At 45.4% G+C, this 25,504-nt stretch carries 21 protein-coding genes; 14 read left to right on the top strand and 7 right to left on the bottom strand.

Going from position 1 to position 25,504, the window contains the following annotated elements; all coding sequences use genetic code 11:
- Positions 1 to 244 precede the first annotated feature (244 nt).
- On the top strand, positions 245 to 559 hold the full coding sequence (gene rhaM, locus DYADSP32_RS26175; protein ID WP_149239997.1) for an L-rhamnose mutarotase: 315 nt from the start codon (positions 245 to 247) through the stop codon (positions 557 to 559).
- 168 nt (positions 560 to 727) lie between these two features.
- Here the strand turns inward: rhaM and DYADSP32_RS26170 are convergent, their stop codons facing one another.
- On the bottom strand, positions 728 to 1,438 hold the full coding sequence (locus DYADSP32_RS26170) for a head GIN domain-containing protein (RefSeq protein ID WP_149239998.1): 711 nt from the start codon (positions 1,436 to 1,438) through the stop codon (positions 728 to 730).
- 210 nt (positions 1,439 to 1,648) lie between these two features.
- On the opposite strand from DYADSP32_RS26170, the gene DYADSP32_RS26165 reads away from it, so the two are divergent.
- The 3 genes from DYADSP32_RS26165 to DYADSP32_RS26155 all read left to right on the top strand — a co-directional run bounded on the left by DYADSP32_RS26165 (position 1,649) and on the right by DYADSP32_RS26155 (position 5,170).
- The gene (locus tag DYADSP32_RS26165) at positions 1,649 to 2,275 is read left to right on the top strand and encodes an RNA polymerase sigma-70 factor (RefSeq protein WP_149239999.1); all 627 of its coding nucleotides are present in this window, start codon (positions 1,649 to 1,651) and stop codon (positions 2,273 to 2,275) included.
- Complete coding sequence (locus DYADSP32_RS26160; RefSeq protein WP_149240000.1) at positions 2,272 to 3,303, top strand: FecR domain-containing protein; 1,032 nt, start codon at positions 2,272 to 2,274, stop codon at positions 3,301 to 3,303. Before DYADSP32_RS26165 ends, DYADSP32_RS26160 begins: the two co-directional genes overlap by 4 nt.
- 67 nt (positions 3,304 to 3,370) lie before the next feature.
- A complete protein-coding gene (locus DYADSP32_RS26155) occupies positions 3,371 to 5,170 on the top strand; it encodes a hypothetical protein (protein ID WP_414618070.1) in 1,800 nt (599 codons plus the stop codon).
- A gap of 7 nt (positions 5,171 to 5,177) precedes the next feature.
- Here the strand turns inward: DYADSP32_RS26155 and nadE are convergent, their stop codons facing one another.
- A complete protein-coding gene (gene nadE / locus DYADSP32_RS26150) occupies positions 5,178 to 7,223 on the bottom strand; it encodes an NAD(+) synthase (protein WP_149240001.1) in 2,046 nt (681 codons plus the stop codon).
- Between the two features lie 206 nt (positions 7,224 to 7,429).
- On the opposite strand from nadE, the gene DYADSP32_RS26145 reads away from it, so the two are divergent.
- Positions 7,430 to 8,665: an ABC transporter permease gene (locus DYADSP32_RS26145; RefSeq protein ID WP_149240002.1), complete on the top strand. Its 1,236-nt coding sequence runs from the start codon at positions 7,430 to 7,432 to the stop codon at positions 8,663 to 8,665.
- 7 nt (positions 8,666 to 8,672) lie between these two features.
- On the opposite strand, the gene DYADSP32_RS26140 is transcribed toward DYADSP32_RS26145, so the two are convergent.
- From DYADSP32_RS26140 to DYADSP32_RS26125, 4 genes are all read right to left on the bottom strand, one after another.
- A complete protein-coding gene (locus DYADSP32_RS26140; RefSeq protein WP_149240003.1) occupies positions 8,673 to 9,140 on the bottom strand; it encodes an RES family NAD+ phosphorylase in 468 nt (155 codons plus the stop codon).
- Complete coding sequence (locus DYADSP32_RS26135; RefSeq protein ID WP_149240004.1) at positions 9,137 to 9,571, bottom strand: antitoxin Xre-like helix-turn-helix domain-containing protein; 435 nt, start codon at positions 9,569 to 9,571, stop codon at positions 9,137 to 9,139. Before DYADSP32_RS26135 ends, DYADSP32_RS26140 begins: the two co-directional genes overlap by 4 nt.
- Before the next feature lie 67 nt (positions 9,572 to 9,638).
- Positions 9,639 to 10,802 carry a methionine aminotransferase gene (locus tag DYADSP32_RS26130; protein WP_149240005.1) on the bottom strand — a complete coding sequence of 388 codons (1,164 nt, stop codon included), beginning with the start codon at positions 10,800 to 10,802 and terminating at the stop codon, positions 9,639 to 9,641.
- 104 nt (positions 10,803 to 10,906) lie between these two features.
- Positions 10,907 to 11,407, bottom strand: coding sequence for an NUDIX hydrolase (locus tag DYADSP32_RS26125; protein ID WP_149240006.1), 501 nt, complete (start codon positions 11,405 to 11,407; stop codon positions 10,907 to 10,909).
- A 407-nt stretch (positions 11,408 to 11,814) separates the two neighbouring features.
- Here DYADSP32_RS26125 and bla point away from each other — a divergent pair, with 407 nt between their 5' ends.
- On the top strand, positions 11,815 to 12,651 hold the full coding sequence (gene bla, locus DYADSP32_RS26120; RefSeq protein ID WP_149244660.1) for a subclass B3 metallo-beta-lactamase: 837 nt from the start codon (positions 11,815 to 11,817) through the stop codon (positions 12,649 to 12,651).
- Between the two features lie 411 nt (positions 12,652 to 13,062).
- Here bla and DYADSP32_RS26115 read toward each other — a convergent pair whose 3' ends face one another.
- Complete coding sequence (locus DYADSP32_RS26115; protein ID WP_149240007.1) at positions 13,063 to 14,106, bottom strand: LacI family DNA-binding transcriptional regulator; 1,044 nt, start codon at positions 14,104 to 14,106, stop codon at positions 13,063 to 13,065.
- Between the two features lie 563 nt (positions 14,107 to 14,669).
- Here DYADSP32_RS26115 and DYADSP32_RS26110 point away from each other — a divergent pair.
- From DYADSP32_RS26110 to DYADSP32_RS26075, 8 genes are all read left to right on the top strand, one after another.
- Positions 14,670 to 15,440: an SDR family oxidoreductase gene (locus DYADSP32_RS26110; protein ID WP_149240008.1), complete on the top strand. Its 771-nt coding sequence runs from the start codon at positions 14,670 to 14,672 to the stop codon at positions 15,438 to 15,440.
- Positions 15,441 to 15,585: 145 nt separating this feature from the next.
- Positions 15,586 to 16,416 (top strand): 5-dehydro-4-deoxy-D-glucuronate isomerase, encoded by an 831-nt coding sequence (kduI, locus tag DYADSP32_RS26105; protein ID WP_149240009.1) that lies wholly within the window; start codon positions 15,586 to 15,588, stop codon positions 16,414 to 16,416.
- A gap of 318 nt (positions 16,417 to 16,734) precedes the next feature.
- Positions 16,735 to 19,068: a glycosyl hydrolase family 28 protein gene (locus DYADSP32_RS26100; protein WP_149240010.1), complete on the top strand. Its 2,334-nt coding sequence runs from the start codon at positions 16,735 to 16,737 to the stop codon at positions 19,066 to 19,068.
- A gap of 74 nt (positions 19,069 to 19,142) precedes the next feature.
- Positions 19,143 to 19,487: a cupin domain-containing protein gene (locus DYADSP32_RS26095; RefSeq protein ID WP_149240011.1), complete on the top strand. Its 345-nt coding sequence runs from the start codon at positions 19,143 to 19,145 to the stop codon at positions 19,485 to 19,487.
- A gap of 30 nt (positions 19,488 to 19,517) precedes the next feature.
- The gene (locus DYADSP32_RS26090; RefSeq protein ID WP_414618069.1) at positions 19,518 to 21,455 is read left to right on the top strand and encodes a glycoside hydrolase family 88 protein; all 1,938 of its coding nucleotides are present in this window, start codon (positions 19,518 to 19,520) and stop codon (positions 21,453 to 21,455) included.
- A 5-nt stretch (positions 21,456 to 21,460) separates the two neighbouring features.
- A complete protein-coding gene (gene pelA / locus DYADSP32_RS26085) occupies positions 21,461 to 22,528 on the top strand; it encodes a pectate lyase (protein WP_149240012.1) in 1,068 nt (355 codons plus the stop codon).
- A gap of 35 nt (positions 22,529 to 22,563) precedes the next feature.
- Entirely contained in the window at positions 22,564 to 24,087 is a 1,524-nt protein-coding gene (locus DYADSP32_RS26080; RefSeq protein ID WP_149240013.1) for a tagaturonate reductase, read from the top strand.
- A gap of 70 nt (positions 24,088 to 24,157) precedes the next feature.
- Positions 24,158 to 25,438, top strand: a complete 1,281-nt coding sequence (locus DYADSP32_RS26075; protein WP_149240014.1) for an MFS transporter — start codon at positions 24,158 to 24,160, stop codon at positions 25,436 to 25,438.
- The last annotated feature ends 66 nt before the right edge of the window (positions 25,439 to 25,504 follow it).

Raw genomic sequence — 25,504 nt, 5'->3', positions numbered from 1 at the left:
GGTCTATGGTCCAAAAAAAATTCCGCTTGCCACCAGGAATTATTTCAACAGGTACGAATATGAAATGGCCATTTACAAAGTAAAAAAGTAGGGATACTTTTCAAATCTAGCTCTGGTAAAGGGGGCAGTTTTTTTCACTTCTATACACAGGCAACCATGGGTAGAACACTGGAAATAAAACCTTAACTATATCTGCCGGATTTATAGAACCGCTTCTGAATCTAACCTTAAACTATCATAAGTCATGCGCCGCGCTGCCTTTAAAATGAAACTGAACCCCGGCCAGGCCGCAGAATACAAAAAACGTCACGATGAAATCTGGCCTGAGCTCAAAAAACTATTGAAGGACAACGGCATCAATGACTATTCCATCTTTCTTGATGAAGAAACCAACATACTTTTTGCTGTGCAAAAACAGGATGGATCAGGATCGTCACAGGATTTGGGAACGACAGACATTGTGAAAAAATGGTGGGCCTACATGGCTTCAGTCATGGAAACCAATCCCGACAATTCACCCGTGAGTGTTCCACTAATAGAAGTTTTTCATTTGGATTAAAGCATACAAAGAGTAAGGGAATAGCGATGAAATAAAACACCAAAGATGTTCATGGTGCCCTACCGTAAATGCATATGAAGTTGTCTTCATATGCATTACGAGAAAAATAAAATTTCCAGTAGAACGACCGTTTCCGCCCGATTGGTTCTCCTTCTGGCAGCAACCCGCCTATTCCTGGCGAAGCGTACTCCCTCCCGACAATTGCTTCTGAATGCTTGGATTGCCCTTGTAACGAACAGTACTGGCTCCGCTGGCATCAACTTTCAGAAACCTGGTGGCCCAAACCTTTCCCGTGCTGGCTCCGGACAAATCCATATCCGCTTCTTCGACCATATAGTTAAACGCATTGACTTGCGAAGCTCCGGCCAATTCACCATTCAGGTATTGGCTTTCTCCTTCCATATACAGCTGTGAGGCTCCAGTTAGATCAAATTCTATTCGTCGGGCTGATCCCACAAAATCACACTTTGACGCTCCCGAAAGATCAATTTCGACGTCATCCATGTTTTCAAATCCCGTCACATCCGAATCGACCGCGCCGGTGTAATCAAGGCTTGTAAGAACCGGCATGGTAATATCGATATCAATTCTTCCACGGCGATTGTGCCAGCCATCGGTGTAACGTAAAACCAGTTCGCCCTTCTGGACAAATATCTGAAGATCATCAAGGTCGTTTAATTCTCCGGAAGCCGAAACCTCATAGGTATTGCCTGCAACAATGTGCACACGAAATGCATTCCCGGCTTGTACAGCCGTAAAATTCTTGAAATCATAGGTTCTGGTGCTCTGCCCTCTTGGTGGTACATCATCCAATGACTCTACGTAAACGCAGGATTGAGAAAAGAGCAGAACAGCAAAGGCAAAAAAGTACTTTTTCATGGCTAATAAATTGATAACTGGAATTTCCTTCGGGAACAAGTTTCCCGTTTTATTCATGACAATTCAACCTGCCAAGACCCCTATTTAAAATAAAATTTTTTCTCGTAGGGGGAATAACTTGTACAGTTGTCCTATACAAAAGAAGATTCAAACGTGGCAGCGACCGCTCTTGTACATATCGAACCTATAATCCAAAGTGATTATCTATTTTTGAAAAAAAATCAAAACAGGGCAATTGTGTACACTACTGATCCCGAAATAGTCAGCGCAATCCGACAAGGTGACGAAACGGCTTTCGAACGGACTTTTCGTACGTATTACGATCGATTGTGTAATTATGCGAATTCCCTATTAAAAGAGGAAGAGGAAGCAGAAGAGGTGGTTCAGACCGTTTTTTTGTCTATCTGGGAAAAACGCAGTGAGCTTGAAATCACACTTTCTCTCAAATCTTATCTGTATCGGGCGGTTCACAACCATTGCCTGAATCGCTTCAAACATGCTACTGTTCGCGAATCACACCGTGATTATAGCCTGCATTTCCTACCTCAATCCTACGAATCGGTGACGGAGGTAATTCATGCCAATGAGTTGCAAGAGCGGATAGAAGCGGCGGTCAGCAGCCTTCCTGAGCAATGCCAGCTCGCTTTCAGAATGAGCCGGTTTGAAGAATTGAAATACCAGGAAATAGCCGATCAGTTGGGCATCTCCATTAAAACGGTAGAAAACCAGATTGGGAAAGCCCTGAAAATATTACGTAGTGCGCTCGCGGATTATCTGCCAGCAATGCTTGTGATTGTTTATTCATTACACGAACAGTTATTCAGATCACACCCATGAACAACCATCATGACAACATATCCGAAGAGCTGTTAGCAAAATATTTCAATCAAACAGCTTCCATAATGGAGTTGGAGCACGTCCGAAGCTGGGCTGAAACATCGCCTGCGAATGCCCGTGCGCTGGCGGCATATAAATTGATTTGGGAAAAAGCGGGAGATATTAGTACTAAAAAGAAATTCGATACGGATCTCGGCTGGGCCAGGGTTCGAAGTAAAATGGCATCCGGAAATCCTGGTTCGGAGAAGCAGGAGCCTATCTTTCTGAACACGGCAAAGAAACGCACACTTTTACCTGTAAACAAAGCTTTGCCACTTACGTTATGGGCGGCCGCCGTGGTGGCTTTACTGGTAATGGCATTCGGATGGTTTCAATTTCGAGAAGAAAAAACGCTGGAATTATTGTCATTAACCACTCAGAATAATGTTTCCGAAACCTATTTACCTGATGGGACCAAAGTATTTTTGAACCACAATTCAACCATAACCTATCCCCAAAGTTTTTCCGGTGAACTACGGTCGGTTTCGCTAAAAGGTGAGGCATTCTTCGATGTCAAGCCAGACAAAGCCCATCCCTTCGTCATCGACGCCAATGGCGCGGAGATCAAAGTACTCGGAACCTCATTTAATGTAAAAGCTTATGACAAGCAGCCCGTCCGGGTGGATGTTGCTACGGGGAAAGTTTTGGTAAGAAAAGCTAAAAACGAAATAAATCTTCTGAAAGGGCAAAGTGTAGAAGTGCTGGATGATACCCTGCGCGCTATCGTTCCCGACATGAACCTGATGGGTTATCGAACAAAGATTTTCGACTTTAATGCAACTGAATTGAACTCCGTGGTGACATCCATCAGGGATGGATACCATGCGGACGTCAGACTTTCCGGTGATCAGATTTCGCATTGCAGGCTTACGATCCGATTTGAAAAAGAACCGCTTGATGCAACTCTATCGGTCATTGCAGAAACTTTACACCTGAAAATCAGAAAAGAAGGCAAAACGTATTGGCTTGAAGGTGCTGGATGTAAGTAATTCCGAAAATGCCATTTTGCGAATGCACGTTTCATTTTGTAACACGGATTCACCTCCAAAACTTCCATTGAAAGCAAGACAGAATTTTATCAATCTTTTACTGCTCGGGCTGCTACTTCTGGCGTCCGGATACAGTTCCGGACAGGAATTGCTGGAAAAGAAAATCTCGTTCAAGGTCGTTAACGAGCCACTGGACAAGGTTCTAGAAAAAATAAGTAACCTGGGGGGCTTCAGTTTTTCGTATAGTCCTGATGTGGTTGACGTCAAAGTGAAGGTCACTTATCAGGCCAGTAACCAGAGCATCCGGGAAATTCTGACGGATTTGCTCAAAGGCAAAGTGTCTTTTAAGGAGCGACGAAAGTTTATTATCCTTCAAAAGAATACAGCTCCCGAGGAGAACAAGGTGCAGGACAATTTTCAGTTGAACGGCTACATTATCGATAATCGAACGGGCGAAAAATTGGCCAATGCCAGTATTTACGAATCTGTAACACTCGCGTCGACCGTGAGTAATCAATACGGGTACTACCGGATCAGGCTACCAACAGCGCCTGCAACGATCCGGCTGGAAGTGCGAAAGGAGGAGTATATCGGCCGGTCAATTCCTGTTATTAGTCGAAAGGACACCTATCTCCCCATCAAGCTAACTCCGGATACCACCAGGACAATTGCTGTGCTCGCGCCAAGAGCCACAGAAAGAATTGAACCGCCGGCTCCCAAACTGGAAATACCCCGCCTACCTGAGCAACCCAGGGTAGCCCTTCCCGCAGATACGAGCCTGACCCCGCAAGCTGCCAGGCAGTATGAAAAGATCAAAAAAACCTATCAAAAAGTACAAAGTGACCTTATCAGCGCCTTTGCTACGGCGCGTCAGGCCATTAACACAAAAAACATCTCAGATACGCTATATAGACCTTTTCAGGCCTCCATCCTGCCTTTTTTAGGTACCAACCATGGTCTAAGCGGCAACATTGTCAATGATGTTTCTATCAATTTCATTGCGGGCTACTCAATGGGGGTAAATAAATTCGAGATTGGCGCAGTTGCTAATGTAGTCAGACAAGATGTAAGAGGTTTTCAACTCGCTGGAGTCAGCAATATTGTCGGAAAAAATGTAACGGGCTTTCAGTATGCCAATGTGGTCAACATCACGTTGGGAAATGTTTCAGGCTTCCAGGGCTCCAACTTTATAAATTACACCCAGGGCAACTTCCAGGGGGTTCAGATAGCTGGTGTGGGCAATGTAATCGCATCTACGCTCGATGGCTGGCAACTCTCCGCCGGCTACAATTATGCACGAAGAGTACGGTCAGGCCGTCAGATCGGGTTGATAAACTATGCCGATTCCACTGCAACCATTCCCTTTGGTCTTTTCAGCTATGTGCGGCAAAACGGATATCGTAGGTACGAATTCTCAAGTAACGAGCTCAACTATTTCAACTTTGCATTCAAAACCGGTGTAAGCCGGTTTTACAATATTTTTACGCTTGGCTTTAATGGTTTGGCTGATAACAAACCGCTTGCTTCCCTTGGATATGGTGTTGGTACTGCTCAAAATCTTGGAAAAGGATGGGCCCTCAACGCTGACCTTACGGCCAATGTACTTTTTCTCGAAGGACAGGAAATTGACGAGATTCCAGGTGGCGTATTTCGCCTGGATATGAGCATTGAGAAAAAATTGGGCAGCCGATTTGCGCTATTCGCCGGTCCGTCGCTCAATTTGTTCACCTCCAACTATACGGGCATTCTGAGTGCAGAAAGCAAAGGCATCCGCCCAATCTGGATCGACGGCAAGCCTGACGGGCAGAAAAAGTGTTACGGATGGGTTGGCTTTCAAGTAGGTATGCGGTTTTGTAACCGGATCTGAATATTTCTCAAAAACCAATCCGTTTCCGCCCGGCCTGCATCAGTGTACCTTTCACATAATCCCTCAACTCTTCAAGTTCCTTTTCAAATCCTCCCGACAAAATAGGGAACCGACACCAGGAACGAGGATCCAGGTTCAGGTCATCCAGGTGAAACGATGGTGCATAACGCTCTCTTTTCCACTGATTTCGACTCCAAAGTTTAAAGAAACGTTCAGTCCATCCCAAGATCTGCTCATCGGAGTACAAACCCTTAAACGTCACCTGCATATTTTTATATGATTCGACCGGAGATTTTTTGTCACGGATTGCTAATCTTTCCAGCGTATTCAGAAAATCATAAGGCATCAGATCTGCTTCATCGGTCTGGTTACGGTCTTGCGGGCGTAACTCTGCTGTGGGCTGCAAGCTATTTACTTTTTTAAGACCCTTTATTTTGATGTGATGCCCTTTTACCTCACATCCGGCCACTTCAAGCCATTTGAGCCATTGCCTTAAATAATGCTTATCAATCCCGGCCAATGGACTGATGCTTCCGGCGGTATCACCATCCATCGTAGCGTAGCCCACTGCGGCTTCCGAGCGATTGGAGGTTGCCAATAGTAAGTGATTGGATAAATTGGTAAGTAGCCATACACCCGGGGCGCGCACCCTCGCCTGAATATTCTGAAGTGCAATATCGTCTTTTTCCCAAGTCAACCCCCTGCCTATCTGCTGCTCAATTAGGCCTTTGTAGGTCTCCACCAAGCCATTGATATTGATATTGTAAAAGGTAGATCCAATGGATTCTGCCAGTGAACGCGCGGAGTCCAGTGTGTCTTCGGAACTATTCTCTGTGCCTTGATAAATGTTATGAATCAATTCCCGGGCCAGATCTTCTTCCGTTTGCGCTTGCTGTATGCCTTGGATATAGGAAAGCTTTTTCTTAAACCGATCCATGCCAATGCTCTCATCAGCGAGGCGGATCATCAGTCCGCAAAGGGCCGTGCAGGCACACGAATCGGCCCCACCGGAAAGTGAAATCGTAAATCCGTTGGAACGGCTTTTTCGTAAATAATCAAACAAAGCAAGACAGACGGCCCTTGCAAACTCTTCTTCCTTCAACGCCCCACCCTTTTCAAAGGCTTCCAGCTCTGCCTTTTGATGTGGTATTGGGGCAACTTCTGGAAAATCAAATCTAACTTTCACAACCGCGGTTTTATCCTTGATCAGTTGTGCCCTGTTTTGAATCTGCCCCAGGCGCGTAACATCCGTGTCAATAACCGCAGCCGAAACTATGATATCTTCATAGCTGAACCTTGGACTGGACACAAGCATTTCGCCATTGGAAGCAATCATGGCATCTCCGTCAAAGAGAATTCGCCCTGACTCATTCCCCAGCAGGTTCGTATAAATATAGCTGCACCCGAATGTGCGGGAGGCGTCGAGTACAAGGCGCTCACGGGTCATGAATTTGTTGAACGCGAAATGACTTGCGCTGGGGTTCAATATCACATCAACGCCACGGTCGTAGTGCCTCCGCCCAGGACGATTGGCCACCCAGGCGTCTTCACAAATCTCAAAACCCAAACGAATCCCCTGTAATACCCCATGGGACAATTCAAAAATGACATCTCCGATCGGATACGAAAGTTCATTTATTTCAATGGTGTCCACCACTCCTACCGGCCAGGCATGAAACCAGCGGGTCTCGTAATGAACACCATTGTTGGCCAGATTTTGCTTGCAATAAAAACCCGCAATTTGTTTGTTGACAATCAGACAGGCCGCATTATACAGCCTGTTGTTCATTCTGACGGGAAGCCCCACCGACACGATCATGCCGGAAGTATATGAAACGATATCCAGTAACATTTCCTGAGCCTGGTCTGTCAGGTCTTGTGCAAAGAAATAGTCTTCGCAACCGTATCCGGTAATACAAAGCTCGGGCAGACATAATAAGCTCACGTGTTGTTTTCGGGCGCTCTCAATTGCCCCGAGTATGTTCTCCCGATTGTTTTTCCACGCCATTGGCGTTTGATTAACTACTCCGGAGGCTGCTTTAATTAGTGGCATAGCAAATGGGAAATCAGTTCTAATATGGTATTTGCGGATAACAAAACGCTTTGGCAACTTAACGAAAAATTGAGAACAAGAATGAATTCCGGTCAAATATTGGCTCAGATAAGTAATTACTATGGCCGACAAATTGGTTGTTATATCGACAAGGCAAAGATTTTCCCTATTTTTGTTACTTAGTCTAAAATAAAGATCCCAATTCATTGCAGTTTCCCTCATTCATTGCCAGACGAATCAGACACAACGATGCAGGCTCATTTTCTGCCACCGTTTCCCGAATTGGCGTAGCTAGTATTGCCATTGGCGTGGGTGTTGGAATCATCGCCTTTGCGGTGCTTTTGGGTTTTAAACGCACCATTGAGAAAAAAGTATTCCTATTCGGAGCCAACATCAGCGTGAGTGCTTTTGCACAGGGCAATACCTATGAAGAAGGTCCTTTTCCAGTAAAAAATCCCGTGGTGGATGCGCTCCCCACCATTCCCGAAATAAGCCACTGGCAGGCCGTTGCGCACAAATCAGGGATACTAAAAACAGAGAATGAAATAAAAGGGGTCGTTCTAAAGGGTGTAGGAAAGGATTATGATTGGAATGTTTTCAAGCAAAGCCTTGTGGACGGACGCCTGATTGGCAACAAAGATTCTTCCTCGATCAAATACGGTTACTCTTCGGAAATCGTCATAAGCCGTAAAATTGCCTCCCAGCTCATTCTAAAGCCGGGCGACGAGGTAATTATGTATTCGTTACAAAATCCGCCACGGCCACGTAAGCTGACCATTGTGGGGATTTACGAAACCCAGATGGAGGAATTCGACAATACCCTTATTGTGGGAGATCTTGCACTCGTCCAACGCCTCAATGGCTGGGGACCTGACTCCATCGGAACCTACGAAATTTACCTTAAAGACTTCAGGAAACTACCGGAAGTAGCCGCCGCATTAAAGCCAATCTTACCAGTGGGCGTGTACATGCAAAAGGTAACGAGCCTGTTTCCTCAGATATTTGACTGGCTACAGCTTCTGGATCGCAACACCGCCGTATTTTTAACGCTGATCCTTTTCGTTGCGTGTTTTAATATGATCTCAATTCTTTTGGTGATGATCATGGAGCGAACGCCCTTGATTGGATTACTGAAAACATTGGGCAGTCCTAATAAACAGATCAGAATGGTCTTCTTCAGGGTAGGCATTTATATGGTACGCAAAGGGCTGCTGATAGGAAATGTTGCGGCATTGGCACTTTGCTGGCTTCAGTATCAGTTCAAACTGATTCCACTGGATCCTGAAAATTACTATATGGATACCGTCCCGATCGTATTTGAGTGGGGCACCTTTGCGCTCATCAATGTGATAACCATTATAATATCGGCCCTGATCCTTCTCGTTCCTACCCTGATTATTACCCGGATCCAGCCTATCAAAGCACTGCTATTTAAAAAATAGATAGCGCTTAATCCAGAAGTTTGTTCAACAATCTGAAATCGGTGGTAAAATCGACCACCTTGGCAAATTTGACCAGATGAAAATGGTCGGCAGCAGGATTAAGTATAAAATTCCGCTCACCGGGTATAATGGCAGAAGGTACTGAAAAAGCGACAATGGCTGGGTCAGCCAGTATTTGTGCTCCGAGCCACTGCGAATACGAAATATCGTCGGCCCATGATTTTTTCAACAGCTTATCGTCCGTGTTGAATATAGTAACCGCACCTTCGTCCAGCTCAATTGTCAGTAAAGCAATGCGTTGCATATTCTCCTTTGCGCTGGCATGCACATATTTCTCCAGGAAGGCCAGAGAAATGTGCTCACTGGTATAAATTCCCGCTGAACCCACCGGATTCCAGCGTCCTCCATAGAGCCTTGCGCCCGTTCCGGAAACATCATGAATATACTTCCTCGCGGCAAGGCGATAAAGGATCATATGTAAACACCATGCTCAATCCGGCCAAGCTCATTACACAAAAGCTTGACACCCCAAAAGGAACTCAATGCGGAAAAGTCCAGTGTTTTGTTCAATACCTGCTTGGGTTCACGAAGCCATACATCCAGACTTTTGGCATTTGAAAAAATGGCCAGACCGAGATCGGCCATTTGAACGAGCTGATATAGGTGCTCCGCAAAAAGTCCTTCGAAAGGCTTGTTATCTTTCAGATAGCGTTGCAGCGTACGATCACTGATATGCAACACATTGGCCCATTCGGCTTGTGTCAAAAGAAGCTTCTCCGATAAACTAAGAAAATCGGTAATTGAAAATAAATCTGGCTTTGTATTTCGCAGATACAGCACTTCGGGCTCATTGGCAATCAGAAGCGGACTACTGTCACCTGGCATTTTATAATTTATAGTTTTCATAAAACCGGCCATTTGTCATACAAGTATACGCCATTTTTGAGATATTTAAAAAAAATCCACCCAATTTTCACCAAACCACTTTGTGCAAACGCTCTGCACCCCTCAGTAAAGTATCATCATGCTTCGCAAAACAGAAACGAAGGACTCTGAAATCGGAATATCCATTGTAAAAAGGCGACATAGGGATGGAGGCAACGCCAGCCTCCGAAGTGAGCCTTTCTGCCAGGATAAGATCATTTTCATCTGACAACGATCCATAAGAAACGTTCTGAAAAAAGCTCCCTGCTGAAGGTTCAAAGTTGAAACCTATACCCATGATCGCCTCATTGAACAGATTTCTCTTGCGCTGATAAAAAGCGCCAAGGGACAAATAATGGTCAGGATCGCTTAAATATTCTGCAATGGCATATTGAAATGGCGTGACTACACTGAAGACCAGATACTGATGAATTTTCCTGAACTCCGTAGTCATATGCTTTGGAGCGAGGCAATAGCCCACCTTCCATCCCGTAATGTGAAATGTTTTACCAAAAGACCCGCACACAAAGGTTCGCTCCACCAAAGCGGCTACTGAAGAAGCGGAAACATGCTTTCTGTTATCAAAAATAATGTGTTCGTAAACCTCATCACTGATAACCAGCAGATCATGCATCTCCGCAATTTTAGCCAGCTCATTCAAATCATCCACAGTCCATACATTTCCTGTGGGATTGTGCGGCGTATTGACGATCATGGCGCGGGTTTTGCCGGAAATTTTCGACCTTACAAATGACCAGTCAATCGACTTGTACTGAGGATCCAACCGGATGTATACTGGCTTTCCCCCACACAACTCAATAGCCGGAACATAACTATCATAGGCAGGCTCAAAAACAATCACTTCATCGCCGGGATGAACCACCGTGGTAATGGCAACATAAAGTGCCTCGGTAGCGCCACTGGTGATTGTAATCTCAGACTCTGGATGATATTCCGTTCCACATCCCTCGAATACCTTTTGGGCAATGGCTTCCCGTAAAGCCATTACACCCGCCATCGGTGCATACTGATTCTTCCCCTGCCTCAGGTACTTTTCAACCAGCTGCTGGAGCTCAGGTGAACAGTCGAATTCAGGAAACCCCTGCGCAAGATTAATGGCCTGGTGCTGCTCGGCAAGCAAAGACATTCTGGTAAAAATGGTGGTGCCTACATCGGGCAGTTTTGAACTTGCTGGAAAGGAACTACGGTGCATATATCAAGGAAATAACAGCAAATTTAACCGGATTCGACTGAAAACAAAGTTCCTGATACTTCCGCATCCACCAAGTTGACAAGCCTGATATCGCATACAATTGGCTATCCGAAATGAGGATCACCAAGGTTCTGCAAACCGATTGTAAAATGTTTAAAATCCAGTTCATTGAGAATATGAACAGATTTGATAATCTCCGGATAGACCGGGACATAGTCCACCTCACTCACCGGGATCCAGCGGTAAAGAAGCGTGTTGTCTCCATCCTGGAATACAAAATCGTCCTGATGAGTCAAACCAGTAAACCGCATTCGATAGTAAAACCCAATTTCATGATGCCGAATGCCCCGGTACTCAAAAAAATTCTCGACAATCCAGGCCATCTTTTGCACCTCCACTTCCTGCCCGGTTTCCTCCACCATCTCCCGTTGTAAGGTTTCTTTTGAAAACTCAAACATATCACAACGCCCACCCGGTAAGCTCCAAAAATGATCTTCGGCCGTTTTATGCAAAAGTAGTTTCCCATTCAGAACGGCAATTCCTGCTACCCGAAAATTGAACAGTGAGTCGCCGGCCGGCAGGCTTATGGCATTTTGATTGATCATAAAAAGACTTCTATTCCTAATATACTTACACAGTTTAGGACGATAAATACTAATTTAATTAAAATCCTGACAATGTATATTCCACGTAATCAGGATATACTTCCATAAAGATCAGAAATCCTTAATTTGTATGATTTATATGTTTTAATACATTGACAGGTTTTCCCCAATTTGACAAAAGCAAGAAATCGGTCAGGTTGTTGTGATAACCAATTTTATGTTAAACAACAAAGAACAGAACAAGAGCCTGATTTGTGTTTTGGACAAATTCTTAAGATAGTACAAGGAGAACGGGACTCACCGGTCAAATTCGTGTTGCTTTGCAGAAAACGGTTACTTAATTTTGGGTATACTTTCCCATTATTATGTTTTTTAAATCCAAACTGACCAAAAACATCGTCCTGGCGATGTTGTTATTTTCCCCTGCTTTTACACATGCTCAAAAGTACAAACTGCCCTTTAATCAGGAAGTCTGGAGCCGCAATTACCAACCGTTTCGTATTGCCGGTAATCTGTATTATGTCGGTACAGCCGACCTAGCCTGTTACTTAGTTACAACTCCTAAAGGCCATATCCTGATCAATACGGGTTTGGAAGAATCCGTTCCTTTGATAAAAAAGCATATCACTAGTCTGGGTTTTAAGTTTTCTGACATCAAAATACTATTGGCTACACATGCCCATTATGACCACGTCGCGGGGATGGCGGCCATAAAAAAGGAGACGGGTGCTAAAATGATGATACATGCCCGGGATGCGAAAGCGCTTGCCGATGGTGGAGCTTCAGATTATGTGCTGGGCGAATATGGTGCCACGTTCGAGCCTGTGAAGGCAGATCGTATATTAAAGGATCAGGAGGTTGTTGGTTTGGAAGATACCGCGTTGACGGTCCTTCACCATCCCGGCCATACACCTGGTGCTAATAGTTTTTTATTGACTGTAAAGGATGACAAACGGTCCTATAAGATCCTGATTGCCAATTTTCCGGGGATTCTGGACGAAACGAAATTATCCGGTATGCCGGGATATCCAGATGTAGCGAAAGATTACGGCTACACGATCGACGCCATGAAAAAGCTAGATTTTGACCTCTGGGTGGCATCGCATGCCGGGCAGTTTGGCCTGGAGAAAAAGCGGAAGGAAGGTGACAGATACAATCCGGATGCTTTCGCCGACCGAAAAGGATATGACGATCTGATGGCCTGGCTTGAGAAGCGTTACCATGAGAAGCTGAAAGAGAAATAGTAATTCAGACAAATCATTCCCGCACCTTTGTAAACGGCTTCTCTAGAGAAGCTGTTTACTGTTTTATTGAAAAGCTTTCGCTAATTGAAACGGTGTTGTAAAAACTACCAATTCAAAGCGTTCATAAATTTCTCAAAACCTCCGTTTCCTGAAACCAGCGCGGGCAGCGATCTAACTACCCAAAACGGCTCAAAAAGTGTATCAATTTGTTATCTCACAAATCAAAATATCATTTTGATAGCTTTCCTAAGTTAGTGAGACACTGATTTACTTTCCCCATTTTGTTCCTGATCCAATACGCATCAGGTGAAGCGATTGTTCTTTTCCCTTTTAGCTCTAATCCTCCATGTCCCGAACCCGGACTGCATGGCAGTATTTGGCTCGTCCTGGATTTTCCCCTTCAATTGCCAGTCATATCTGAGAGATGTTCTTCTTCGCAAATGAAGATTTTCTAACAACCAAAGAAGTCTTTAACGATCTTATTTCGTAAACGGTGGGTTTTTGGGGACTTTCGATCAGCTTAATCAACAACTCCGTCGCCTGCTGACCCATTTTGAGCGCCGGCTGAACCACGGCTGTGAGGGGAGGATCCATAAGCTCTGCCACACTGAGGTTGGTAAATCCAACCAAAGCAATTTCATCAGGAATTTGGATACCATTTTTTCTCAACACCGCCATACAACCTGTTGTGATGCGGTCGCTGGCCGTAAAAATTGCATCGGGTGGCTCCGACATGTCGAGCAATTCCTGCACAGCCGCCTCATTTTCACTGACCACCTTACCTCCATGATGGCAGTATTTGACATAGGATTCATCAAACGGGATGGAGTAATCTTCCAGCGCTTTTTTATAACCTTCCAGCCTTTCGTTGGTGATCGACAAATAGGCAGGACTCGTCACGTGGGCAATGCGACTCCTGCCACCCTGCAGCAAGTGTTGTGTTGCCTGATAACTGCCATGATAATTATCCGCAACGATCTTATGTGTATCAATTGCGCTGGGGACGCGATCGAAAAAAACAATCTGTAGACCTTTTTCCTGAAGTTCCTCAAAATGACGTAGATCAGTTGTAAGGCTCGATAGCGAAACGAGCAGACCATCTACTTTTCGGGAAACGAGGTAGTTGGTGTTAGCAACTTCCCGCTCGTAAGATTCGTGGCTCTGAAAAATAACGACATGATAACCCAGATTATAAGCAATCGATTCGATACCATTAATCAGCTGTGAAAAGAAGTGATTCGCTATTTCCGGAATAATTACACCAATGGCTTTACTTTTACTATCGCGCAAACTCAAAGCAATGGGATTTGGCCGATAATTCATCCTTTCAGCATATTCCATCACAAGCTTTTTGGTCTCAGAATTAATCTCATAACTATTCCTCAACGCACGCGAAACTGTGGAAGTTGATAAGTTTAATGCCTTGGCGATATCTTTTATTGTGATTGTTTCCAAAGAGTAACTTTTTTTAATCTAACTTAATAATGTGTAAATGCACATCCACTACTTTTGAGTGAATATACTAATTTTTACAATCGCATGGGAGACAAGCCACTCAAAAGCCCTGATGTCTGACAAAACCACACATCCCGAAAACACTGTAAGCCTCCAATACCCAAACGCGATTTTTCCATATAGTCCCCTACCAGAAATTTAGATTTATTTTTTTTGTAATACTAACCAACCTCGTAGCCTCCGCTTCACAAATCGAGAAGACAGGTGAAAGATCCTTACCTCCATTTTATAGGCACCTGGTTCGGTAACATCCTTTTAAACCATAAATTACAAGCGTAAACACCCGCACCTTTGAAATGACACGATTCGTTCCGTTTTTTTCAAAATACTCTCATTTCAAAATCTGGCAACGTTCCCGGTAACGTGTGCAAATAAAAAGACAATTTTTTATTTGATATTTCTAATTAATACCCCTAACATCGCTAAAATTGGTTCTGTCATGAACATTCCGGAAGTAAATCAAGAATGGATTTCCCGGCAGCCTCTCAAAAAAATCATATGGAATGAGCATATTTGATCTATTTAATCTTTCTGGAAAAACAGCACTCGTAACCGGTTGTAACAGAGGCATAGGCAAAGCGATGGCAGAAGCCCTTGCAGAAGCCGGAGCCGATATCATTGGAATTTCTTCCTCCATACCTGAAAAAGAAAGTGAAATTGAAAAGGCTGTGCTTGATTATGGAAGGAATTTTTACCCCTATCAGGTCGACCTCGGCAACCGGGACAGCCTCTATCTTTTCATCACGAAGGTGAAAGAGGATCATCCGGTCATTGATATTTTGGTAAACAACGCGGGCATTATTCTGCGGCAGCCAGCCGCCGAACATTCGGATGCTTATTGGGATCAGGTCCTGAACGTCAATCTGGATGCACCATTTATCTTATCGCGGGAACTAGGCAAAGAAATGATTAAACGTGGGAATGGCAAGATCATCTTTACGGCCTCATTGCTTACCTTTCAGGGGGGCATCAATGTACCTGGCTACACCGCCGCCAAAAGTGCAATTGGTGGCCTTGCAAAGGCCCTGGCGAATGAATGGGCCGGCAAAGGAATACAGGTCAACGCGATAGCACCAGGATATGTCAATACCGATAATACAGAAGCGCTCCGCAACGATCCGGTTCGAAGCAAATCCATCCTGGATAGGATTCCAGCCGGGCGGTGGGGTTTGCCCGAAGACTTCAAAGGGCCCGTTTTGTTCCTTGCCTCCAAAGCATCCGATTACGTCAGCGGTACCACGCTGGTGGTAGATGGCGGATGGATGGGCCGGTAAAAGGAAGAGTTAAACCAAGCCCACTATCAAGACAAATGATCGCCAAAAGCTGGAGCGCCAGTCGATGCATCACTATATTTAACCAAAAGGTATGTTGTAACGAAAAGCTAAAAGCCGATCGCCGACAGCCGATAGCTACAAAACCATGCAAATAAGATTTGAAAGCAGCAGAAGAGAAGTATCTAAAATGAACACGGATACGCTCCGCGAAAATTTTCTGGTTGAAAATATTTTCGAGACCAATAAAGTACGCTTCGTATATTCTCACTACGACCGTGTGATCATCGGTGGCGCAGTACCAACCACTACGCCACTACCCCTGCCGAATTTCGACTCCCTGAAAGCGAATTATTTCCTGGAACGCCGGGAAATCGGAGTCATCAATATCGGTGGCGATGGAAAAATAATTGTGGATGGCGTTACCTACGAGATCAGCAAACTTGGATGCCTGTATATTGGGAAAGGAACGCAGGAGGTTAGTTTTTCAAGCCTGAATTCATCGAAGCCTGCTGCTTTTTACCTACTTTCCTGTCCTGCGCATTATACCCATCCCACAACACTTTTTACAAAGGAAAACGCCACGCCAGTGACGGTAGGAAGTATGGAAACATCCAACCATCGTACGATCTACAAGTATATTCACATGGAGGGCATTCAGAGCTGTCAGCTGGTGATGGGCCTCACTGTGCTGCAAACGGGTAGTGTATGGAACACCATGCCGGCCCACGTCCATGACCGTCGCATGGAGGCATATTGCTATTTCGATGTACCAGAAAACCACAGAGTAATTCACCTGATGGGCGAACCCGATGAAACCCGGCATCTGGTTGTGGCCAACCGTCAGGCGGTCATTTCACCGCCGTGGTCTATTCATTCGGGTTGCGGTACGTCCAACTATTCATTTATATGGGGAATGGCAGGCGAGAACAAAGATTATACGGACATGGAGCTTATTTCGATCAATGACCTTAAATAAGTGAAAGCACTTCACAAGGCCTGCCTTCTCATGTCGACGGCAGGCCTTTTTATTTTTATCAATCTTGCAAAAATGCAAAAAAAATCAAAATGATTCTGCGTGACTCCTATCCTGGCCTGAATGTCAATCGCCTGGGGGTACAGGTTGTTTAAGCAATCATTCTACGATAGGTCTTATCTGGCAACGTTCCCGACAACGATTGCATAATTAAACACAATTTTATATTTGATAATTATCATTATTAGCCCTAAACTCGTCAGTCTCGTTTACAATGGTGCTATGCAACCTTAAAAAGTCATCTTGTTAAAAGTCTATTGAATGAAAAAACTGCTTTTGTTTTCCTTTTTCTGTTTTGCCGGCTTCACACCTGATGACCCTAAAATCGGGCTCTACCTGATCGGGGATTCGACGATGGCTAACAAGCAACCTGCCGACGCACCAGAAACCGGATGGGGAATGGTTTTTGAAGATTATTTTGATGAGAATCAGGTTCGAGTTCATAACCACGCGGTGAATGGGCGAAGCACCAAAAGCTTTATATCCGAAGGTCGGTGGACGACCGTCCTGAAAACACTCAGAGCGGGTGATTATGTTTTCATCCAATTCGGGCACAATGACTCCAAAGATCAGGACACGAGCCGATATGCTTCTGCAAAAACAGACTATCCGGAAAACCTTACCCGCTTTGTAATTGAAACCCGGAAAAAAGGGGCACATCCCATCCTGCTCAGCCCGGTGATGCGGAGAAAGTTTGACCATAACGGTCAGTTTCAGGATACCCATGGCGACTATCCTGCTGCAGTAAAATCGGTAGCGCAAAAGATGCAGGTTCCTTTTATAGACCTCCACAATAAAAGTAAAATAATCATTGAACGGCTTGGGATTGAAGGCTCAAAAGCGCTGTTCCTGCATTTAGAAGGCGGCTTTTATCCCAAATTCCCCAAAGGAATTGTCGACAACACACATTTCTCGAAGTATGGCGCAAATGTTATGGCAGGCACAGTGGCTGCCTCATTACCTGACCTTAAACTTGATCTTGCGAAACACTTAAAACATTTCGGCTCAACGGAAAAATTCATTTTCGAACTTCCACTCGTACAGCAGCCTGTTTTCAGGAAAGATACCTTCAATATTGTAAAATATGGCGCAAAAGCCGATGGCGTTTTTCTCAACAGCCAGGCGATCGGCAAGGCGATTGACGCCTGTGCAGCAGCGGGTGGGGGCACCGTATTTATCCCTGCCGGATTCTGGCTCACAGGCCCTTTGACCTTGAAGAGTAATGTAAATCTGCACATTTCCCAAGGTGCTCTGTTACAGTTCAGTGACCAGTACCAAGATTATCCAGTGGTAAAAACCAGCTGGGAAGGGCTGGATGCCATCCGCTGCCAATCACCGATAAGTGCGGCAAACGCCGAAAATATCGCCATTACAGGTTCGGGAATCGTTGACGGCGCCGGACAGGTATGGCGGGCGGTGAAAAAAGAAAAACTGACCGAGGGGCAGTGGAGGACGTTGCTGGCATCGGGCGGTGTACTGAATCCGGATCTTAAAACCTGGTATCCTTCGGAGAAATCGCTACTGGGCAGTAATACAAAGGGCGCCGGAAATACAGCTGCGGGCTTCACACTCGAGAATGTGGACGCTTTCAAAGATTTCCTCCGTCCCAATATGGTTCGACTCACCAATTGCAAAAAGATCCTGCTCGAAGGAGTCACATTCCAGAACTCACCAGCCTGGAATATCCATCCAATGCTGTGCGAAAATATAACGCTGAGAAACCTGACCGTTCGTAATCCCTGGTATGCACAGAACGGAGATGGGGTAGATATTGAGTCCTGCAAACTCGGATTTATAGACAATTGCACATTCGATGTCGGCGATGACGGAATTTGCATCAAATCGGGGCGTGATGAAGAAGGACGTAAGCGCAGTGTTCCTACCGAAGATATTATTGTGCAGAATTCCACCGTCTTTCATGGTCATGGTGGCTTTGTCATTGGCAGCGAGATGTCGGGGGGTGTCAAAAACTTATTCATTAACAATTGCAATTTCCTGGGTACTGATGTCGGTTTAAGGTTCAAAACAGCCCGGGGCCGTGGCGGTGTGGTTGAGAATATTTTTGTATCGAATATCAATATGACAAACATACCGGGTGAGGCCATCCTGTTCGACATGTATTACATGGCCAAAGACCCTGTTCCACAACCTGGTGAAAATAATGTATTGCCGGTTATGAAACCTGAAGCCGTCAACAAAGGCACCCCTCAGTTCCAAAACTTTTACATTAAAAATGTAACTTGTAAAGGTGCCGAAACGGGTATCCTGGTTCGTGGCCTTCCGGAAATGAGCATCAAAAACATCAGGATTGAAAATGCGAGTATCCAGAGCAACAAAGGTTTTGTGTGCATTGAGGGAGAAAACATCCTTCTAAAGAATGTCACTCTTTTAACACGAAGCAAAACCGTGATGCAGGTACAGAATAGCAGTAATATTACCCTGGACGGCATTCAATATACCGAGGGGCGCGATCTTTTGCTGGATATTACCGGCGAACGGTCGAAAGGGATCAGACTATTGCATACAGATGAAAAGAAAGCCTTAAAAGCGATTTCGTTCAGCGGCAACGCTTCGTCAAAATCACTCTTAAAATAGATTTCACGCCTGAAAGCCATTTATACACGCCGTATATTTTATTCGCACATTCGTTTTTCAAAAAATATAATAACATGTATCAACCCAAAGAAAACCAGTTTATCTCCGACTCCGACATTCCATGGGAAGATCTGGGAGGCGGCTTGAAGAGAAAAATAATGGCCTACGACAACAACATGATGATGGTAAAAGTGGCGTTCGAAAAAGGTGGCGTAGGATCGTTACACAGCCATTTTCACACGCAGATGAGCTACGTGGAAAGTGGCGCTTTTGAGATTACGATCGGGGATAAAAAACAGACCCTGATACAAGGCGACGCCTACTACATTCCGCCCGATGTGGTACATGGCGCACTTTGCCTTGAACCCGGCATCCTTGTAGATGTTTTCACACCGATGCGGGAAGATTTTGTTAAATAGTGATTCCCGCGTGCCATTACTTCCCACCCAATGAAACAAACCTTAAACCGTAAGTCAGCGTCAGTTTTCTTGCTTTTCACTCTGATCACAGGCATCGTTGCAGCACAGGAGCAACCCTGGTCTGTGCGGATGGCCGATTCATTTATGACCAATCACAAAGATTCAATACTCGTCGGAAAAAACACGTTTGCGCGCTGGGATTACGAACAGGGAATCATGCTTAAAGCGCTGGAAAGGGTGTGGTATCGGACCGGTGAAGGAAAGTATTTTGACTACATCAGAAAAGATCTGGACCAATATGTACGAGCAGACGGAAGCATCCGAACCTACAAGTTTGACGATCTCAACCTGGACAACATACCACCGGGGCGCGCCCTGCTCAATGCCTATCAGCAAACATTGCCGGACAAGGAAAAGTATAAAAAGGCAGCGGATCTGCTTTGGAAACAGCTCACCGAACAGCCCCGTACCAAAGAAGGTGGTTATTGGCATAAAAAGCGCTATCCCAATCAAATGTGGTTGGATGGTCTTTATATGGCCGAAGCATTTTCGGCTGAATACAGTGTATTGTTCAACCACCCCGAACATTTCGATGACATTGCAAAACAATTCGAACTGATCGAGAAGCATGCAGTGGACCCAAAAACAGGACTTATCTATCATGGCTACGATGAAAGTAGAGAACAGGCATGGGCTGATAAAAAAACGGGTGTTTCACCTCATTTCTGGGCAAGAGCCATTGGCTGGTATGCTGTTGCGCTGGTAGAAGTGCTGGACTATTTCCCTGAAAATCACCCTAAACGAGCTGAACTCATTCGTTACCTTAAGCGGTTGGCGCCTGTACTGGCCCAATATCAGGACAAACAATCCGGGCTGTGGTATCAGATCGTTGATCAGGGCACCCGCAAAGGCAATTACCTTGAGGCATCTGCTTCATGTATGTTTGTGTATGCACTGGCCAAAGGCTCCCGACTCGGATACATTGCGGCATCCTATGCGAAGAATGCGCAAAGCGGTTATGCCGGCATCCTAAAAAACTTCATTGAAATGGAGTCCAACGGTACCATCAGTTTGAACAAAACTGTGAGCGTGGGTGGCCTGGGTGGCACACCTTATCGCGATGGCAGTTACGAATATTATTTGAGCGAACCCATCCGTAAGAATGACCTCAAAGGCATCGGACCGTTTATTTTTGCCAGTGTGGAAATGGAAATAGCCGCTGAAAATGCCATCGGCAAAGGACTGACGGTTGGACTCGACAATTATTTCAACCGCGAATTTCGGAAGGGGGCTTCCGGAAAAGAGGAGCCCTTCCATTACACCTGGGAAGATCGCCTGCATTCAGGTTTCTGGCTGTGGGGGAATATGTACCGTGAACTTGGGGCCCGAACCATTACGATTCCGGAAGCTCCGTCGGCCGCTAACCTGAAAAACGTGCATGTCTTCATCATCGTAGATCCGGACACAAAGAAAGAAACAGCCAAGCCCAATTTTATCGAAGCAAAGGATATTGCCGAGCTGGAAAAATGGGTAAAGGCCGGCGGAGTACTTCTGCTGATGGCCAATGATACCGCAAACTGTGAAATCTCCCGTTTCAACAAGCTGGCGCAGACATTTGGAATTCAATTCACCAATAAAAACCGGAACATGGTTCAGGGCCGAAAGTTCGAACAGGGCAGGCTCAACATTCCGCCAGATAATAAACCTATTTTCAAAACCGCCACTTCTATTTACATCAAGGAATTGGCACCTCTTGCGCTTGTGGCTCCCGCCAAATCGGCATTCACGGATGACGGTGATGTAATCTTCGGTGTATCTCATTATGGAAAAGGTACAGTCTTTGCCGTGGGCGATCCCTGGCTTTACAATGAATACCTGGACGGTCGCAGAATAGACTCAAGCTTCGAAAATTTTGAAGCGGGTAAGGATCTCGCTACATGGCTGCTGCAACAAGCCCGTAAAAAGTAAAGATCATGCAAATCCTACATTCATTCATTTTTGCTTTTATCGTTTCAGGATACCAGCCTGGCAACACGGTAACCCTTGAAAAGCCATCTCACAGCGGGATCATTCACGCGATGACAGATTCCACTGCTGATAAAATAATCCTGACGCAGCGAACGTCAGGAGGCTGGCCAAAACATATTGACAATAAAGCATTTGACTACGATTCTGTATGGAGCAAGGATTTCGTAAAGCGCGTTGAAGCCAGCACTTCTCACCCCGATGCGACGATCGACAACCATGCTACTACACGGGAAATCAGGGCTTTATTAAAAGTCCATCACCAAACAGGAAACAAAAAATACCTTTCAGCCGCAGAATCCGGCATAGACTATTTATTAAAAATGCAATATGCAAGTGGCGGCTTCCCCCAGTTCTATCCCGATACAAGCGGCTATCGTAAACACATTACCTATAACGACAATGCCATGCTCAACGCGCTACGTGTACTTAAAGACGTTGCCGAAGGCAGACCAGGCTTTGAATCGGTAGATGAAAACTTAAAAAAACGCTCTGCGGCGGCCGTTGAAAAAGCCATTGACTGTATTCTGAAAACCCAGATCCGGGTTAACGGAAAACGGACAGTATGGTGCGCACAACACGACCCTATTTCCTTCCTGCCCGCCCAGGCACGCGCATACGAGCTACCCTCCTTCAGTGGAGCAGAAAGTGTGGACATTACACGTTTTTTAATGGAAATCAAAAATCCCTCCAAGGATATAAAAAATGCCATTATCGGCTCCGTTGAATGGCTCAGCAAAGCAGCGATTATGGGATACAAAACGGAGCGAATTATCGACGCCTCACAGCCCAAAGGCAAGGATGTAGTCGTGATTGAAGACCCGAATGGAAAAATGTGGGCACGTTTCTATGACCTGGACAGTGGAAAGCCCTTTTTCTGTGGAAGGGATGGCATAAAAAAATCAAAACTGAGTGAAATCGAAAACGAACGGCGGGTGGGATACGCATATTACGGCGTTTGGCCGGAAAAGCTAATCTCCAGGGATTTTCCGATCTGGCTTTCTCAGAATCAATAGACAAAAGGCACGAAATCTTTTACCGGAAATCAACTATGAATCATCTGTTTAAGGAAACATTGCGCACGGTTCGAAAAGAATCAACAGTTGGAGTAGCCGACGACAGTGTGTTTCAACTTCCGGAGAAAGTACTGCAGTTTGGCACGGGTGCTTTTTTGCGTGGCCTTCCCGATTACTTTATTGACAAAGCCAATAGAGAAGGCGTCTTCAATGGCAGGATTGTAGCGGTGAAATCAACGGATCAGGGTGATCTGAAAGCATTTGAAAGACAAGACAACCTTTATACAATCTCTTCAAAGGGAATCGTAGAGGGTGAACTTATTGAAGAAACAGTGATTTCTTCGGCGATAAGCAGGGTACTATCCGCCAAAACGCAGTGGTCGCTTGTACTGGATCTGGCCAAAAACCCGGCCATCACCATCGTCATTTCCAATACCACAGAGCTCGGCATTCAACTGGTTCAGGACGATATCTACCAATGGCCGCCGATATCCTTTCCCGGCAAGCTGCTTGCGTTTCTGTACGCCCGGTATGTCGCCTTCGGCGGCAGTGAAGAACATGGGATGGTCATTGTGACCACAGAACTCATTGCCGACAATGGTAAAAAACTCGAATCGATCATTCTGGAACTTGCACACCGGAACGGTCTGGAAAGCCATTTTATTGACTGGATCGAACAATGTAATTCCTTCTGCAATTCCCTTGTAGACCGCATTGTACCTGGGCGCCCGGACGAGCGGTCAAAGAAAAAAATCGAAGAAGAACTGGGTTACGAAGATGACCTGATGATCAGCACCGAATATTATCGCCTTTGGGCCATCGAAGGGGATGATCGGGTCAAAAATATCCTTTCATTTTACAAAGCCGATTCAGGGGTGGTGATCGAGCCCGATATTGAGCGCTACCGGGAGTTAAAATTGAGGCTACTCAATGGCGCGCACACCCTGGGTGCAGGTCTGGCACACTTGTGCGGCTTCGGCACGGTAATACAAGCAATGGAGAACCCGGCCTTCAACGCGTTTTTATCCGCACTCATGGAGACTGAAATTGCCCCAGCCATCCCTTATGCTTTGGCACCGCAGGAGGCTCTGAATTTTAGCAGACTTGTGCTTGACCGGTTTCGCAATCCCTACATCGAACATAAATGGCTCAGCATCACCCCAAATTATACCGCAAAGTTACAATCACGTGTAATCCCTGCTTTTTTACAGTACTTCAAAATATTTGAAACCGCACCACCCTATATGTCCTACGGCCTCGCGATTTACATTCATTTTATGAAACCTGCCAAAAAAGACCAGGATCGTTATTACGGGTTTTGCCATGGTAGCTATTACCTCATTCAGGATCCCAGAGCCGCTTATTTTCATCAAAAATGGCAGATGCGGTCACTCAGCCAAATGGTTCACGCCATCCTGAGGGATCCATTCATCTGGGGAAAAGATTTGTCGAAATTTGGGGTAAGTGAGGATAATATCGTCTTTTACCTTGAAACAATTAAAAACAAAGGTGCACTTACTTCCCTGAGTGCATTTTTAAACAAGGCTGAATATGCCTGAAAATTAACTAATTACATATCCGAAAACCCAATTCTATTTCTTCCCATTAACCCCGTCCCAAATAAAAAGAATGGAAAATCAAATGACGAAATACCGCTGGCGAGTTGTGGCATTACTATTCACCGCAACCACAATTAACTACCTCGACCGCCAGGTTCTCGGACTACTAAAACCTACCCTTGAGGCCGAATTCAACTGGACGGAAAGCGATTTCAGCCACATTGTGATGGCATTTCAGGCCGCTTATGCGGTTTCGTTGATTGGCTTTGGAGCGATCATTGACCGGATCGGAACCAAACTTGGTTATATTATTTCCGTGGTAGTATGGAGTATTGCGGCTATCCTACATGCAGTGGCCACCGGTACCTTCAGCTTTGGTTTAATGCGCGCATTGCTTGGACTGGGCGAAGCGGGTAATTTTCCTGTTGCCATCAAAGCAACAGCCGAATGGTTTCCAAAAAAGGAACGCGCCCTCGCTACCGGCATATTCAATTCCGGAGCCAATATCGGGGCGGTAGTTGCACCGATTATGGTACCCTGGATACTGGGTATGTATGGTTGGCAGGAAGCTTTTTTAATAACAGGCGCGGTCGGTTTTATTTGGTTATTTTTCTGGTGGAAATATTATGAAATACCGACCAGGCATCCTAAGGCAAACGCTGCAGAGATTGAATATATCCTGAGCGACAACGAGCCCGACACCAGTAAGGAAGCTCCGGTAAGGTGGCTTGATCTCTTTAAGGTAAGACAAACCTGGGCTTTCGTATTCGGAAAGATGCTTACCGACCCGATCTGGTGGTTTTTCCTCTATTGGCTCCCATCTTACTTTGCAGAAGCTTTCAAACTGAACCTGTCCAAGCCAAGTATTGAGCTGGTCATTGTGTACACCGCCACCACCATAGGCAGTATCGGCGGCGGCTATTTATCCGGTTTCCTGATCAAAAAAGGCTGGCCTATCTTCCGGGCACGGAAAATGTCAATGCTGCTTTTCGCCATTCTTGTGACGCCGATTATGCTGGCACAATACACGACCAACATCTGGCAGGCTGTGTTCCTGATCAGTTTGGCAGCCGCGGCACACCAGGCCTGGAGTGCAAATATATTCACGACGGCGTCCGATATGTTCCCTAAAAAAGCGGTCAGCTCTGTAGTCGGGATTGGTGGCATGGCCGGCTCTGTGGGAGGAATACTCTTTCCGCTTTTGGTGGGTATCATTCTCGACAATTACAAGGCTGCCGGTAATATTGGTGCGGGATACAACATCATCTTTATTATTTGCGGAGTCGCATATCTACTGGCCTGGGGCGTTATGCATTTATTCGCCCCAAAAATGGAGCAGGTTAAAATTTAGATCGGCTGGGCGCCCCCGGCTGTTAGCTGTTGAAAAAAATAAAATTTACATATACTAAGTTCAAAT

It is taken from the genome of Dyadobacter sp. 32 (genome assembly GCF_902506755.1).
Lineage (GTDB): Bacteria > Bacteroidota > Bacteroidia > Cytophagales > Spirosomataceae > Dyadobacter.
This window is presented reverse-complemented; position numbering and strand designations above follow the sequence as displayed.

Excerpts from the sequence above, each read along its gene's own strand:
- DYADSP32_RS26135 (WP_149240004.1), bottom strand. The coding sequence starts at position 9,571 with ATGAAAACTATAAATTATAAAATGCCAGGTGACAGTAGTCCGCTTCTG.
- pelA (WP_149240012.1), top strand. The coding sequence starts at position 21,461 with ATGCAAATCCTACATTCATTCATTTTTGCTTTTATCGTTTCAGGATAC.
- DYADSP32_RS26130 (WP_149240005.1), bottom strand. The coding sequence starts at position 10,802 with ATGCACCGTAGTTCCTTTCCAGCAAGTTCAAAACTGCCCGATGTAGGC.
- DYADSP32_RS26100 (WP_149240010.1), top strand. The coding sequence starts at position 16,735 with ATGAAAAAACTGCTTTTGTTTTCCTTTTTCTGTTTTGCCGGCTTCACA.
- DYADSP32_RS26110 (WP_149240008.1), top strand. The coding sequence starts at position 14,670 with ATGAGCATATTTGATCTATTTAATCTTTCTGGAAAAACAGCACTCGTA.
- rhaM (WP_149239997.1), top strand. The coding sequence starts at position 245 with ATGCGCCGCGCTGCCTTTAAAATGAAACTGAACCCCGGCCAGGCCGCA.
- DYADSP32_RS26140 (WP_149240003.1), bottom strand. The coding sequence starts at position 9,140 with ATGATCCTTTATCGCCTTGCCGCGAGGAAGTATATTCATGATGTTTCC.
- DYADSP32_RS26095 (WP_149240011.1), top strand. The coding sequence starts at position 19,143 with ATGTATCAACCCAAAGAAAACCAGTTTATCTCCGACTCCGACATTCCA.
- DYADSP32_RS26160 (WP_149240000.1), top strand. The coding sequence starts at position 2,272 with ATGAACAACCATCATGACAACATATCCGAAGAGCTGTTAGCAAAATAT.
- bla (WP_149244660.1), top strand. The coding sequence starts at position 11,815 with ATGTTGTTATTTTCCCCTGCTTTTACACATGCTCAAAAGTACAAACTG.
- DYADSP32_RS26075 (WP_149240014.1), top strand. The coding sequence starts at position 24,158 with ATGGAAAATCAAATGACGAAATACCGCTGGCGAGTTGTGGCATTACTA.
- DYADSP32_RS26090 (WP_414618069.1), top strand. The coding sequence starts at position 19,518 with ATGAAACAAACCTTAAACCGTAAGTCAGCGTCAGTTTTCTTGCTTTTC.
- nadE (WP_149240001.1), bottom strand. The coding sequence starts at position 7,223 with ATGCCACTAATTAAAGCAGCCTCCGGAGTAGTTAATCAAACGCCAATG.
- DYADSP32_RS26080 (WP_149240013.1), top strand. The coding sequence starts at position 22,564 with ATGAATCATCTGTTTAAGGAAACATTGCGCACGGTTCGAAAAGAATCA.
- DYADSP32_RS26125 (WP_149240006.1), bottom strand. The coding sequence starts at position 11,407 with ATGATCAATCAAAATGCCATAAGCCTGCCGGCCGGCGACTCACTGTTC.
- DYADSP32_RS26170 (WP_149239998.1), bottom strand. The coding sequence starts at position 1,438 with ATGAAAAAGTACTTTTTTGCCTTTGCTGTTCTGCTCTTTTCTCAATCC.
- kduI (WP_149240009.1), top strand. The coding sequence starts at position 15,586 with ATGCAAATAAGATTTGAAAGCAGCAGAAGAGAAGTATCTAAAATGAAC.